General features: G+C 63.4%; 12 protein-coding genes and 2 pseudogenes. 9 read left to right on the plus strand and 5 right to left on the minus strand.

The window, feature by feature from the left end; genetic code table 11:
• Nucleotides 1-198: 198 nt before the first annotated feature.
• Nucleotides 199-1,482 carry an outer membrane homotrimeric porin gene (locus BR00_RS06970; RefSeq protein ID WP_496476867.1) on the minus strand — a complete coding sequence of 428 codons (1,284 nt, stop codon included), beginning with the start codon at nt 1,480-1,482 and terminating at the stop codon, nt 199-201.
• 133 nt (nt 1,483-1,615) lie between these two features.
• Nucleotides 1,616-3,229: an FG-GAP-like repeat-containing protein gene (locus BR00_RS06975; protein WP_496476868.1), complete on the minus strand. Its 1,614-nt coding sequence runs from the start codon at nt 3,227-3,229 to the stop codon at nt 1,616-1,618.
• A 150-nt stretch (nt 3,230-3,379) separates the two neighbouring features.
• Here BR00_RS06975 and BR00_RS06980 point away from each other — a divergent pair, with 150 nt between their 5' ends.
• From BR00_RS06980 to BR00_RS07005, 6 genes are all read left to right on the plus strand, one after another.
• Nucleotides 3,380-3,853 (plus strand): tetratricopeptide repeat protein, encoded by a 474-nt coding sequence (locus BR00_RS06980; protein WP_496476869.1) that lies wholly within the window; start codon nt 3,380-3,382, stop codon nt 3,851-3,853.
• A gap of 210 nt (nt 3,854-4,063) precedes the next feature.
• The gene (locus BR00_RS06985) at nt 4,064-4,498 is read left to right on the plus strand and encodes a response regulator (protein WP_281752181.1); all 435 of its coding nucleotides are present in this window, start codon (nt 4,064-4,066) and stop codon (nt 4,496-4,498) included.
• A 57-nt stretch (nt 4,499-4,555) separates the two neighbouring features.
• A complete protein-coding gene (locus tag BR00_RS06990; RefSeq protein WP_496476870.1) occupies nt 4,556-5,830 on the plus strand; it encodes a sulfite exporter TauE/SafE family protein in 1,275 nt (424 codons plus the stop codon).
• 3 nt (nt 5,831-5,833) lie between these two features.
• Nucleotides 5,834-6,529, plus strand: coding sequence for a hypothetical protein (locus tag BR00_RS06995; RefSeq protein WP_496476871.1), 696 nt, complete (start codon nt 5,834-5,836; stop codon nt 6,527-6,529).
• 107 nt (nt 6,530-6,636) lie between these two features.
• Nucleotides 6,637-7,752: a sensor histidine kinase gene (locus tag BR00_RS07000; RefSeq protein ID WP_496476872.1), complete on the plus strand. Its 1,116-nt coding sequence runs from the start codon at nt 6,637-6,639 to the stop codon at nt 7,750-7,752.
• Entirely contained in the window at nt 7,749-9,089 is a 1,341-nt protein-coding gene (locus BR00_RS07005; protein WP_496476873.1) for a sigma-54-dependent transcriptional regulator, read from the plus strand. The genes BR00_RS07000 and BR00_RS07005 overlap by 4 nt, the downstream gene beginning before the upstream one ends.
• Before the next feature lie 193 nt (nt 9,090-9,282).
• Here the strand turns inward: BR00_RS07005 and BR00_RS07010 are convergent.
• The 3 genes and pseudogenes from BR00_RS07010 to BR00_RS07020 all read right to left on the minus strand — a co-directional run.
• Nucleotides 9,283-9,675: pseudogene (locus BR00_RS07010) on the minus strand (response regulator); the annotation flags it as partial.
• A 163-nt stretch (nt 9,676-9,838) separates the two neighbouring features.
• Nucleotides 9,839-10,750, minus strand: a pseudogene (locus BR00_RS07015) (HEAT repeat domain-containing protein); the annotation flags it as partial.
• On the minus strand, nt 10,747-11,583 hold the full coding sequence (locus BR00_RS07020) for a purine-nucleoside phosphorylase (RefSeq protein WP_496476874.1): 837 nt from the start codon (nt 11,581-11,583) through the stop codon (nt 10,747-10,749). The gene BR00_RS07020 and the pseudogene BR00_RS07015, both read right to left, overlap by 4 nt.
• Before the next feature lie 86 nt (nt 11,584-11,669).
• Between BR00_RS07020 and BR00_RS07025 the strand changes: the two genes are divergently transcribed.
• From BR00_RS07025 to BR00_RS07035, 3 genes are read left to right on the plus strand one after another with little or no spacing between them, the layout of a single operon-like run.
• Nucleotides 11,670-12,425, plus strand: a complete 756-nt coding sequence (locus tag BR00_RS07025) for a motility protein A (protein WP_496476875.1) — start codon at nt 11,670-11,672, stop codon at nt 12,423-12,425.
• A complete protein-coding gene (locus BR00_RS07030) occupies nt 12,373-13,152 on the plus strand; it encodes an OmpA/MotB family protein (protein ID WP_496476876.1) in 780 nt (259 codons plus the stop codon). Before BR00_RS07025 ends, BR00_RS07030 begins: the two co-directional genes overlap by 53 nt.
• The gene (locus BR00_RS07035) at nt 13,152-13,541 is read left to right on the plus strand and encodes a PilZ domain-containing protein (protein ID WP_496476877.1); all 390 of its coding nucleotides are present in this window, start codon (nt 13,152-13,154) and stop codon (nt 13,539-13,541) included. The genes BR00_RS07030 and BR00_RS07035 overlap by 1 nt, the downstream gene beginning before the upstream one ends.
• Nucleotide 13,542: the final 1 nt, after the last annotated feature.

Genomic DNA, 13,542 nt, shown 5'->3' on the forward strand with positions numbered 1-13,542 from the left:
ATCCTTGGGGAAAAGATGACGTGTTGGAAAGCCCGCCTTCTATGCCGTCCGGCCGGGGCAAGTCAAATGACGCCGGGCAAGCGGCCCTGACGCCACGGGCGTTGCCTGCGGCGCTCCCGCGGCCTGCGGAGCGTGGCTGGGGCACAAAAAAAGGCCAGGGTTGCCCCTGGCCTTGGGTGTCAGCAATAATCCCAACGCTTAGAATTTGTACTTGAAGCCCGCAGCCACGAAGGCAGAGGGGTCGGCGTCGTCGAACTTGTCGTCGTTGAAATCGGGGGCAAAGTAGTCGAATTCCACGATGGCCGAGAGGTTCTCGTAGATCTTGTAGGTGTTGGCGAAGTACACTTCCCAGGCATGGGACTCTTCGTCGAAGAGCTGGGCGGAGTCTTCATCCGAGGTGCCCTTGAGGTACGCCACCACCAGGGTGTGGGTCAGGTTGTCGATGAACTGGATCTTGTCGAGCTTGAGGCCCACGGTCCACATAGCCAGGCCAGCTTCCTGCGGCAGGCCAGTCAGCCCCCAGGTATCCCAGCCGGTGTTGAAGGCGCGGGCGCCGGTCATGGGCGAAATGGCCCAGCCTTCGGACAGCGTGGGCATGATCTCGGAGCCGTCGGTGGCGTCGTCGTCGTCACCCGAGGCATAGGTGAAGAACAGGGTGGGGGTCACCATGTCGAACTTGTAGGAGGCCGCCAAGGCACCGTACCAGCCCTTGTCGTTTTCATCCAGACCGGAAGTGGAGCCGTACATGAGGTCTGCGGCAAAGGTCAGCGGATCGAACATGGTGAGCTCGGCGTTGGCGCCCAGCCACCAAATGTTGTAGGCCTCGGCGGTTTCGCGGTCTTCACCCACCCAGCCATACGCAAAGTACGGGGTGATGGCAAAGCCGTCGAGCTTGATGGGCGCAGCCAGGAAGGAGGCGTCCAGCTCGCTGTCTTTGGCCGTGGACACGATGTTGTCGGTGTTGGTGTCCTCGCCACGCATGAAGCCAGCGGTCAGGGCGAACATGTCGTTGATGGGCGCGCTCACCACGATGGCCGGGGCGTCGTCGTCAAAAATGGGGGAGCCGAACACGCCGGGCAGGGCCACAGGCTGCATACCGGCCTTGATGTTCACCGTGGTGTCCGGGTAGGTGAAGTCGATGTAGGCGTGCTTCACTTCCACAGCGCCGGTGGTGCTGGTGCTGTCACCACGGTTGGACTGATCGGTGCCGAAGCCGGCGTCAAAACCCCACTCGGTGTCGATCTCGAAGCCCACCACACCCTTCAGGTTCTGGCTGGCCACGTAGTCGAAGTACATACGCACGCGCTGGTTGATGGCGTGGTTGTCGGCGTCGGAGACATCCGAGTTGAAATCATAGAGGTTCTGGGACCACTGGCCGTACACGTCGATGCTGCCGCGGGTCTTGAGTTCGGCGGCGGAGGCGCTCCAGGCCGCGCCGAACAGCATGCTGGCCAAGAGAGCGGCACAAGCAAAACGTTTCATGGTGTTCCTCCTTTTGCAATTGGGTTGCGTTGAGAAAAAGCTTCGGCTGACGCCGTGGCCTCACCTTTAGGGGAAGGCCGGTCCAAAAAGCAAGCCCTTTTTTGCGTTTTTTTGGGCTTTGGTCCAATTTTTTTTACTGCCTCTGCGCGGCGGCGCTGATGCCTTGCGTATCTAAGGGATACGCCAGGAGTACCGTGCGCTTGGACTGGGTGCCCAGGAGCCCGGTGTGGGTGTTCACGAGCACGGTGAGGTCCAAGCGGCCGTCGCCGTCCAGGTCCGCCAGGGCGTAGTCGGTGATGGTGCCTTTGATGACACTCGTCTTCCACTGCAGGGCCAGACCCACGCCGTCCCAGTAGAGGCTGTGCATTTCGCCCTGGGGGTAGTCGCGGTAGTTGGAGAAGATCTGGGCGGACACCGAAAGCCCCCGGCCCACCAGGAGTTCAAAACGCTTGTCGCGGTCGAGGTTGGTAAGCAGCATGCGCATGGGGATGAAGAGCGCGGCCAGGGGCATGTCCTTTTCCGTGTAGGGCCGCAGTCCCGGCGCGGCTTCCTGCTTGTCGATGGCGATGTTGGAGCCGGCGTAGGTCTCGTCCGTGACTGCGAGCAGGGACCCTGCCGGTGAGTACACCCGCAGTTTGTCGCTGCCGTCCACGAGGATCACCTTGTGGGAGCCTTCGTCCGGCAGGAACTGCACGTTGAAGATGTTGCCGTCGTGGGGCAGGGCCACCGCCGGGCCCAGGGTGAGGCTGCCGCCGCTGCGCACCACGGTGTTCACCTGGCTTTCCAAGAAGCGGGTGGTGCCGATTTTTTGCCCCACCAGGGTGGGCGTGAAGTCGGGCGGCAGATTCACCGTGGCCAGGAAGAAGGGGATATGGTCTTCTTTCACCTGGAGGGCGCCCCCCTTGAGGGTGTAGATGGTGGAGAAGGCCGCCTTGCCGTCCATGCCGGTGAGGATGATGTCCGTCTTGCCGTCGCGCTCCAGGTCGAATGCAGAGATACGCAGTACCTCGAGGCGTCCGGGGTACTGGGTCTCTGCCACCTTGCGCAGCTCGCCACTCGTTACCCGGTAGGCCAAGAGCGCACCGTCGGTGACGATGAAGACTTCACTAGCGCCGTCGCCGTCGGCATCCGCCACCACCATGCCGCGGGAGGCGAAGGGCAGGGCCTGGCTGCGCCAGCGGCCTTCGGTGGTGTCGGCGTTTTGGTACTTGAGGGAGGGGTTGGCGTAGACCCCGGGTTGGGATTCATTGACGATGATGGAGGGATTGGGCGCTGCCACGGCGGTAGTGGCTGCCGGCGGCAGGGCGTGGCCGTGAATGTGGGCGTCCATGCGGGTGGCGATGCCTTCCAAGGCGGGGATGACTCCCGACAGCGGGGTTTCCATCGCAAAGGGTGTGGCTGCGCCGTGGGCGTCCATGAGCTGCACATCGAGGCTGCAGGAATCACCCATGATGGTGGTCGCTCCCCACACCAGGTAGTCCACGCCGAGTTTTTTGGCGATGGCCGCCGCGGCCGTGGCGTCCGTCGGCGCCGTGGGGGCTGCGGCACGCACGCGGCTTGCATCCACGGCGTCCAAAGCCCCTGGCCGGGCGAGGCGCGAGGCGAGCATGCTGGGGATGCCCTGGGAAAGGTACTGGTATTCTTTGGGGCCGTGCACGGCAAAGGGAAGCACCGCGAAGGTTTTCGCCCACAGGGGCGTGGCCCATGCCAAAACCGCCACGAGAAGCAGGAACAGGCGCTTGAACATGAAGTCCTCCATGGATAGCACAAAGGCGGCCGAGGGCCGCGAAACGTTTTTCTTCTTGGAGGGCTTGGTGATGGATGTCAATTGTTCGCTGCAACGAAAGTGCTCGGACGTGCGGACGCAGGCGTGTGTGCAGTCCTGGGAGGTCCTGCCATGGTGACGCGGCGGGAGCTTCTTTTCGGCTTGGTGCGCCGCGTGACCCCCAAATCGCCGCTCTCCGGCCTCGACGCCGAGGTGCGGGCCGCGGACGCGGCCTTTGCCAGTGGGGATTTTGCCCTGGCCCGGGAGCGCTACCGCGCCGTGCTGCGCACCCAGCGCGACCATCACGAGGCCCGGGTGCGCCTGGGGATTTGCTTCTACAAGCTGGGGGAATTTCTCCAGGCCAAGGACACTCTGGCCATGGCCGTCCGTCATCGTCCGGCAGATCCCCTGGCCCGAGCCTACCTGGGGCTGAGCTACGCCCAGCGCGGCCAAGTGGAGAAGGCCCTGGCGGCATGGGAAGGGTTCATGGACCCCGACAATATTTCGCTGACGCGCGAAATCAATCTGTGGCGCGCCCTGGCGGAAAGCGGCGAGCCGGTGGACGTACCGGCCATGGTGGCTGCAGTGGAACCCCTGCTGGGGTGAGGTGGGGTGTTTTTCCCCGCATGGGGCGTTTTTCTCCAGGGCTATGGATGCGCCCGGTGCATCGAACCATCTCATATTCTTGGATTTTGAGGGGTATGGGCAGCGATGCGTGGTGCCGGCGCGCTTGGGCGTTCTGTAGAATTTCCTGAAAGTTCAATGTGTTGTTCTTTTTTGGCATAGCCTTTGTTTGGGTGAAATCAAGGAGGCGTCATGCTTGTTGCGGCCAATGTCCTGCTAGTGGATGACGATGCCCAGTTCACCGAGATCATGCGCAAGCGTTTGTCGGTGCGCGGCATGCGGGTGCGCACGGCCCACAGCGGCCTGGAGACCCTGGCGTGCCTGGCGGCGGACCCGGAGATCGAGGTGGTGGTGCTCGACGTGCGCATGCCGGGCATGGACGGCCTGGAAACCCTGCGCCGCATCAAGGCCGAGCATCCCTTGGTGGAGGTCATCATGCTCTCGGCCCACGCCACCATGGACGATGCCGTGGACGGTATGATGCAGGGGGCCTTCGACTATCTGCTCAAGCCCTGTCCGGTGGAAATCTTGGATGCCAAGATTCGGGCCGCGGTCAGCCGCAAGCGCGAGCATGAGGAGAAGATCCTCGACGCCCGGCTGGCGGCCCAGAGCTGCCGTCAGGACTAGGAAGACGCCCAAGGGAGGCACGTGGCGGTTTTCGCCCAAACAGCAAAGGAGGACGACATGGGATTTTTTCGGGATTTTGGAAAACTGATGGTGGAGGGATCGCGAAGTTTCGCCCGGTGGGAGCTGGACAATGCCCGCGTCATCATGGGGGATCGTCGGCGTCTGGCCCTGTTGGGGCTGCTCTTGGTGCCGGTGATCGTGGGCAGCGTGGCCTTTGCCGAGGAAGTCAGCCAAGCCCTTCCAGGGTTCATCGGCGGCAAAGAGGCGTATGGGCCGTCGTACTATAGCCTGTTCATCTTTTTGGTGTCCATCGCCGTGGGCATGGGCGCAGGGCTCATCTCCGGCTGTATCGGCGCCGGCGGCGGCTTCATCATCGCCCCGGCGCTCATGAGCGCTGGGGTGAAAGGTATCCTGGCCGTGGGTACCGACCTCTTTCATATCTTTGCCAAGGCCATCATGGGCTCCGTGCTCCACCGCAAAATGGGCAACGTCTCGGTGCCCCTGGCGGTGACCTTCATCATCGGCGCGGTCATCGGCACCACCGTGGGCGCAGGCATCAACCGGGCGCTCTACGACATCAACCCGGTCTTGAGTGACGCCTTCATCACCATTGTCTATACCTTCATGCTCGGGTTCTTGGGCTTCTACGGCATGTACGACTACTTCAGCGCCAAGAAGGGCGGCAAGGCCGCCGGTCCGCATGAGGGCCGCGAAGGCGCTGGACTCACCCCGTTGGCCCAGCGGCTCCAAACCGTGACCCTGCCCCCCATGGTGACCTTCGACCAGGGTATCGTGCCCGGCGGCCGCAAGATCTCGTGTTGGTTCCTCATCCTCTCCGGAGTCATCGTGGGCATGGCTGCCGGTATCATGGGCGTGGGCGGCGGCTTTCTCACCTTCCCCATCTTCGTGTACGTGCTGGGCGTCTCGTCGCTGACCACCGTGGGCACGGATATCTTCCAGATCGTGTTTACCGCCGGCTACGGCGCCATCACCCAGTACGCCATCTACGGCTTTATCTTCTACACCCTGGCCATGGGCATGCTTTTGGGTTCGCTCATCGGCATTCAGGTGGGCGCCTTGGTGACCAAGGTGGTGCCCGGCATTACCATTCGCGGCTTCTTCGCCCTGTCGGTCATGGCCGGCTTCGTCAACCGGGCCTTTGCCCTGCCCAAGAAGCTCGTGGCCATGGGGTGGATCGCGCTCGACAAGGCCACGGCATCCATGATCGACACCGTGGGCATGTGGCTTTTCTTTGTGACCATCGGCTTGTTTGGGGTGTGGGTGTTCGGCGCCTTTTTCATGAACATCAAAACCCTCAAGGGGGAGGCCTAAGCCATGCATAGCAAGAAGGAATTCACCTTGGGCTTTGTCCTGCTGGCCCTGTTTTTCGTGGTGCTCTTTGCCATGTTCATGCCGCTGTGGGACGGCCATAATGCCATGGCATACCTGGACAACCTCTATAACTCCATTTCCAAGGGATCTGCATATTATGTCCCAGAAATGAAAGAAAAATCAGATTCTCTGGGATCGGTGACTCTCGATACTGCCGTTTCTATGAAGAGTGAATCCCAGGCACAGGCCATGGCCTCGATTCTTCAGGCATCCGGAGTTACAGCGGCAGCGCAAGGGAATAAAATCAATGTCCAGGGAAGTTACAAGACGATCATTGATTCCTGCCTTGCTGATGCCGATGTCATGTATCACAATGATGGTGCATCGTTGCAGAAGAAATATCCTGCGTATGCGCAGAAGGATGAACGTCAGGCCTTGTACGATTGGTTCGTGTTCTTGGAGGGACTCGACAAGGCGCTCAAGGATCAGAAACGCTTCGCCGATGCCAAGGTTGCCTATTCCGTGAAATCCAAGGTTGTGGAGCCGGCATACAATTACTACAAAGTGCAGGCGGAAAAGATCGGGGATAAGTGGGGGATCGTCTTCTTCTCCCTGGCATTCTACGTTATCTACACCATGTGGTATGGTTTTTCGATCCTCTTTCTCTTCGAGGGTTGGGGGCTCAAGATCAGCCACTAGCCGCAAGGAAAGTGCGGTGCGCGGCGCGGGGGAGACCTCGCGCCGTGTGCTTTTCAGGGGGGCGGTTGTGTGGTAGGAGCTTGGGAATACCAGGAGAGCAATGCCTGATGCCGCCATCCCCATCGTATGCGTGTACCCCTGCCCAGGAACTTGCGGCCGCCCACCGCGCCTTGGCGTGCCTGCACGCCTTGACGCTGCACTTTCTCGATTCCGAGGCCGAGGTGAGTGCCGTGGTCGCCCAGGTGCCGCCAATGGTGCGGGAGGCCTTGTCCCATCCGCAGGCCCTCGCCGTGGCCGTGCGCTTGGATGGCCAGACATGGACAGCGGGGGACATGTCCGAAGATGCGCTCCACATCGCGCCGCTGGTGGTGCAGGGTGTGCGCCGCGGCAGCCTGCGCCTGGGCGGGGAGGAGCGCTGGGTGCTGGAGGAAGACCGGCGCCTTCTCGATCAGGTGGCCCTGCAGCTCTCCTCCCTCATCGCCAAGAAGGAGGCGCAAACGGCCCGCCGCAAGCTGGAGGCGCAGGTGCGCCGGGCCGACCGGCTGGCCAAGGTGGGGCAACTGGCCGCAGGCCTTGGCCATGAGCTCAACGAACCCCTGGCCAACATCCTCGGCTTTGCGCAACTGGCTGCCGCCACCCCAGGGGTGCCGGAGTCGGTGCGCCGGGATCTCGCGCGCATCGAGGCTGCGGCCATGCAGTGCCGGGAGATCATCAAGAAACTCCTCGTCTTCGGCCGCCAGATGCCGTTGCAGCGGCAGCGGGTGGATCTTGCCGACGTCATAGGCCAGGCGCGGGACTTGGTGGCCGCCAGCGCCGAGCGTCATGGCGTCTTGCTCGAGGTGACGGTGGATGGTGCTCCGGTGGTGCAGGCAGACGCCGGCCAATTGGTGCAGGCGGTGGTGAATTTGGCGGTGAACGCCATCCATGCCATGCCCACGGGCGGGGTGTTGCGTCTGGCCGCCTACGCGGAAGCAGGCAACGCCGTGGTGGCGGTGGAGGACTCGGGCATGGGCATGAGCCCGGAAGTTTTGCGCCAGATCTTTCATCCGTTTTTCACCACCAAGGGGCCGGACGGCGGCACGGGCCTAGGGCTGGCGGTGGTGCATGGTATCGTGTCGGCCCATGGCGGGGTCGTGGACGTGCAGAGCACCCCGGGCGTGGGCTCGCGTTTCGAGATGGTCTTTCCGCTGTGGGAAGAGAGCGTCGGCGCGGAGGGCGTGTGAGCGAGGAACTGCGCGTTGTGGCCATTGATGACAATCCCGCCACCCTGGAGGTCGTCGCCCGGGTCTTGGCGCCTCACGGCTACGCGGTGCGCACGGCGGCAGGTCTTGCCGAGGCCATGGCCCTGCTGGCGCGCGAACCGGCGGACGTGGTCATCACCGACTTGCGCATGCCCGGGGAGGACGGCCTGGCCGTGGTGCGCACGGTGCGGGAACAGTTCCCGGACACGGAGATCATGATGCTCACCGGCTATCCTTCCGTGGAGGGGGCGGTGCACGCCATGCGCGATGGGGCCGCGGAGTATCTGGCCAAGCCCTTTACCGCTGAGGAGCTCGTGGATGCCGTGGAACGCTTGGCGCAGCGGGTGCGCCGCCGTCGGCTCATGGCAGCGGATGTGCCGGCTCCGGATGGGCTTTTGGGGGCCTCCGCGGCCATGCGCCAGGTGTTTGCCCTCATCCATAAGGCTGCGGCATCTGCGGCCACGGTGCTCATCTCCGGGGAATCCGGCACCGGCAAGGAATTGGTGGCCCGGGCCATCCATTATCAGAGCGCGCGCCGCGCCCAGGCCTTTGTGCCGGTCAATTGCTCGGCCATCCCCGAAAGCCTGGTGGAGAGCGAGCTTTTCGGCCATGTGCAGGGGGCCTTTACGGGGGCCACCAAATCCCGGGCCGGTTTTTTCGAGATCGCTGCAGGGGGGACCATCTTCCTCGATGAAATCGGCGACGCCAGCCCCAGCCTCCAGGCCAAGCTGCTGCGGGTGCTGCAGAACAAGGAGTTTTGCCTGGTGGGGTCGTCGCGGCCGCGCGTGGCCGATGCCCGGGTCCTGGCCGCCACCCACAAGGACTTGGCCGCCTTGGTGCGCCAGGGGGTATTTCGGGAAGACCTGTTCTATCGTATCCAGGTGCTGGAAATCCGGGTGCCGCCGCTGCGGGAGCGCGGCGAGGACGTGCTGCTCCTTGCGCATTTTTTCTGCCAGCGTTTTGCCCAGGAGCTGGGGCGGCCGCAGCCGCGCTTCGACGATGCGGCCTTGGACGCCCTGCTGCGCTATGCGTGGCCCGGTAACGTGCGCGAGCTGGAAAACCTCGTGCACCGTCTGGTGCTTTTGGTGGATCGGGACACCATTGGATGCGGGGATTTGCCTGCGTATATGCGGGCCTTGCCGCAGCGGGAGACGGCCTTTGTGCCCCGCAGCCTTGCGGAAGTGGAGGCCGAACACATCCGCGCGGTGCTGGCGCATGTGGGCGGCAACAAGTCCCAGGCAGCCGAGATCTTGGGCATTGACCGCAAGACCTTGCGGGAAAAACTGCGCCGCCTGGAATCCGGCGGCGCTGCTGCGTAGCCACGGCGTGGCATCGAGGTTGCTCGGGGCCTGTCTCTACTGGGCGTTTTCGAGATATGGCCGCATGGCCTCCATGAGGCTTTGTGGAGTGAACGGCTTGTTCACAATGGCGTTGACCCCGGCCTCCAGGGGCGGCCTTGTGGTCGTTCATCTCGTTTTGGGTGGTGACCATGAGCACGGGCAGGGTCTCCTTGGGGAAGCGCTCGCGGATGCGGCGGGTGAGCTCGATGCCGGTGATATCCGGCATGTTGAGGTCGGTGAGCACCATGGCCGGGGTGTTGCCTTCGAGCCATTCCAGGGCGCTGGCCGGGAACTCGAAGAGCACCGGCTCGAACCCGAGTTCGTGCAGGGTGTTTTTGTAGATGGAAAGGATCATGCGCGAATCGTCCACCGCCACGACGGTGGGGCGGGGGTTGCGCTGTGGCTTCGGGGGCCACCAGGCGCAGGGCGAGTTCCGAATACCCGTTTTCCTTGAGCAAGCCGTAGAAGTAGTCCTTGGTGTCCTGGTGCGCGCGCTGCACGACTTCGAGGAGCATGGCGGCCAGGCGATCGTCTTCCACCAAAGAAAGGAAAATTCGGCCGGCATGGGCCTGCACCACGGTACGGATGATTCGGGTGGCGTCGTCGTCGGCCGCAGCCATGTTCTTGATGCCTGCGCCCAGGATGGGGGTGAAATTGCGGTCCACGGCCCGGGCCGCGGCCACGGCCACGTGCTCTACGGGGGCCAGCAATCCTTGGGTGAGTATGTAGGCCCCTTTGTCCAAGGGGAGCAGCCCCAAGGCCTCGTAGGCGGCGAAGCGCACGTTGGGGTTTTTGGGCTGGGTATGCAGGAGCTTGCGGATGGGGGCGATGGCCGCGGCGTCGCCGATGTCCCCCAGGACGTTGAGGGTATGGATGACGAGGTCCGGATCGTCGTAGCGCAAATTGTCGGTGAGCAGCGGCACGGCCTTGGCGCCGATCCCCACCAGGGCCTTTTTGGCGTAGGTGCGGATGTGGGCGAAATGGGAGCGGATGGCCTCATTGAGTTTTTCCAGGGAGGTGGTGTCCTGTACCCGGGCAAAGATGTCGAGGATGAGGATGTCCAGCTGGTTGTCCGTGCCCATGCGCTCGGCCAGGCGGCGCATGGCGGTGGGGGTGGCGATTTTCCCCAGGGCTCGGATGGCGGCGATGATGAGTTTGCGGTTGCCGGAGTAGAGGAAGTCGCCCAGGGCGTTGGTGGCCACGGGGTCGCCGATTTCGCCGAGAGTGCGGATGACGACCTCGATGCGGTCGGGCTCGGTGAGGGTCGCCATGAATTCCAGCAAGGGCTCCGTGGCCGCCTCCAACTTGAGCTCCGCCACGATGCCGAGCACCAAGTCCAAGGCCCGCGGGCCGAGGGCGGGCAGCACGGTTTCGAGCACGTGCGGCTCGGCGAGGAGCTTGACGGCCAGGATCTCGCGCACCACAGCGTGGCGCTCCACCAAATCCGGCTGGGTGTCGGCGAGCTTGGCCGCCAGAGGGATGGCCATGGTGGGGCGCGCCTTGGCGAGGATGCCCAGGGCCTGCGCCTGGGTGGCCGCGTCGAGATGGGGGAGGTAGTCGAGGACCAATTGCGCCTTGATGGCGTCGTTTTTGGCCACGTTGTCGGCGATTTCTTGGAGTACGCAGGCGGCTTCACTCATGGGGCTTCCTCCAGGGTGGGGATGAGGTGGTCAAGCAGGCGGCCGAGGGCCTTTCCGGTTTGGGCGGCCTGATCGAGGATGGCCTCGATGGACGCCGCTTCCATGCAGTCCGGCAGGTTTTGATTGGTGATGCAGGAAATGCCGAGAACTTGCATGCCCATGTGGTGGGCGGCAATGGCCTCGAGTACGGTGGACATGCCGATGGCGTCCGCCCCCAAGGCGCGGAACATGCGCGTCTCCGCCGGGGTCTCCAGCTGGGGGCCGGTGATGCCCACGTACACCCCGCACTCCAGGCGGATGCGGACATCCATGGCCGCGGTGAGGGCGCGGGCGCGAAGGCGCGGGCAGTAAACCTGGCTCATGTCGGGAAACCGCGGCCCCACGGCGTCGTCATTGGGGCCCGTGAGCGGGCTGTGGCCGGTCAGGTTGATGTGGTCGGTAATGGCCATGAGACTGCCCGCGGCAAAGAGCGGGTTGAGGCCGCCGGCGGCATTGGTGAGCACCACGCGGCGCGTCCCGAGAAGGCCCAGGGTGCGCAGTGGCCGCACGATTTCCCGCGGAGAGTAGCCTTCGTAGAGGTGAAAGCGGCCTGAGAGCAGGGCCACTGGGGTGCGGCGCAGGCGCAGCAGCACCAGCTCCCCGGCGTGTCCTGGGGCCGTGGAGCGAGGGAATTCGGGGATTTCGGGATATGGAATGCGCTCGAGGACTTCGGTGCCCGCGGTGAGCACTTCCCCGAGCCCGCTTCCGGCCACCACCACCGTGGCCGGACAGGGGTGATGGAGGTGGGCCTGCAGCCATGCAGCGGCACGCCGCACACGGGAAAAAGGGGGCATAGCGTCTCCTTGGAGGCGGATGCTGGACAGGGTTGTGGCTCCTTGGGTACGGGCCGAAGCATCCATGTCACTATAAGGACAATCGTATGGATTTTGCAACGCTTTTAGGACTCCTCTTTGGGCTGGCCCTGGTCTTTGGAGCTATCTGGTGGGGTGGCGCGGTGGCCATCTTCATCAATATTCCCAGCCTGATGATCGTGGTGGGCGGGACGTTGGCCGCCATCTGCGTCAATTTTCCGCTGCACGAGGTGTGGCAGGCGGTACTGTCGGTGGTGAAGGTCTTTGGCCGACGCCGGGTGACGGCCAACGACGTGGTGAACGTCATGGTGCAGGTGGCGGAGATCAGCCGCCGCGACGGACTGTTGGCCTTGGAGCGCGTGGAGACGGACAACAAGATCCTGCAGAAGGCCTGTCAGCTCATTGCGGACAATGCCGACCACCGAGTCATCCGCGATGCCGTGCGCTTCGAGATCGCCTCCATGAACCGTCGTCACAGCAACACGCAAGATGTGTTCAAGCGCGCCGCCATGTATGCCCCGTCTCTGGGCATGATCGGCACGCTCATCGGTCTGGTACAGATGCTCACCAACCTCAATGACCCCAACACCATTGGCCCGTCCATGGCTGTGGCGCTCCTGACCACCTTTTACGGCGCCTTCATGTCCACCATGATCTTCTTGCCTATTGCCGGGAAGCTGCGGTCCATATCCATGGAAGAACGGTTGCATTTGGAAATCATCTTCGAAGGAGCAAAGTGCATCCTGGAGAATAACAACCCAAGGCTGGTGTATGAAAAACTCTCGTCCTTCGTCCCCCCCAAAGAACGTCGATCCGTCCGATGACGCCCCTCTCCTCCCCGAGGAAGAGGAGGTGGAGGAAAAGGCCGCATGGGAAACCACTTTGGCGGACCTCTCCATGCTGCTTCTCACCTTTTTTGTGCTCCTCTATTCCATGAGTACCCTGGATTCCCGCAAATTCGAACAGTCGTTTTTCTCCGTGCGCGTGGCCCTGGAGGAGATGGGGGGTAAAGGCTCCGGGGTGAAGGTACTGGAGAGCGAGGGCGGGGTGTTCGTGGACGAGGTGCGCATGCTGCGCGAGCTGGAGCAGCACCAGCAGCAGGTATTTTCGGATTTCAACATGTACGCCACCCAGCATGGCCTCGCCGGCATCGTGGGGGCCCGGCTGGAGGCCGGCAAGATCACGCTGGTGCTCCCTGAGGCGGTGCTCTTCCCCAAGGGCCAGGCCGAGCTCACCCCCGAAGGGCGCCGGGCGGTGGAGGGTCTGCGGGACTTTTTCATTCAGGTGCCGGACCAGCGGGTGCTGGTGGTGGGACATACGGACTCGGCCCCTGTGGCGCCGGGGTCGCGGTTTCGGGACAATTGGGAGCTGTCCACCTTGCGGGCCGTGGCGGTAGTGCGGGCCCTCATGGAGATGGGGATTTCCGCCAACCGCCTGTCCGCCATGGGGCTGGCGGATTCCCAGCCGATCCTCCCCGAAACCGACGAGGCAAGCCGGGCACGCAACCGGCGCGTGGAATTCGTGCTGGAAAAAATGATTGGAGGTCGGTGATGGTGGATGAACTCGACGGCCTGTGTCTCAAGTACCAACCGCAGACGTCTTACCCGCGTCAGGCCTTTCGTGTCGAGCGCCCGCAGGGGGTTACGGCGCGCCTGAACGGTGCTTGCTTGGTTGCCCTCAAGGATATAAGCGCCTGTGGCTTCGCCGTGGAAGAGGTGGGCCCCTGGCACGAGGGCCAGAGTGTGCAGGTGGACCTGCTCAAAGACGGCGAGGTCCGCTTCCATCAATTGGCCGCGCAAGTGGTGCGCGTGGGGGAGCGGACCACGGCCTTTCGTTTTCTTCATCCCCATTGGCGTGCCGAAGCCGCTTTGGACGGGTTCGTCCTGGAGCTGGAAAAGGCCGCCATCGCCCGCCGCAAGGCGCAAACCGAAGATGGATAGC

The sequence above is a fragment of the Thermodesulfomicrobium thermophilum DSM 16697 genome, from assembly GCF_059568695.1.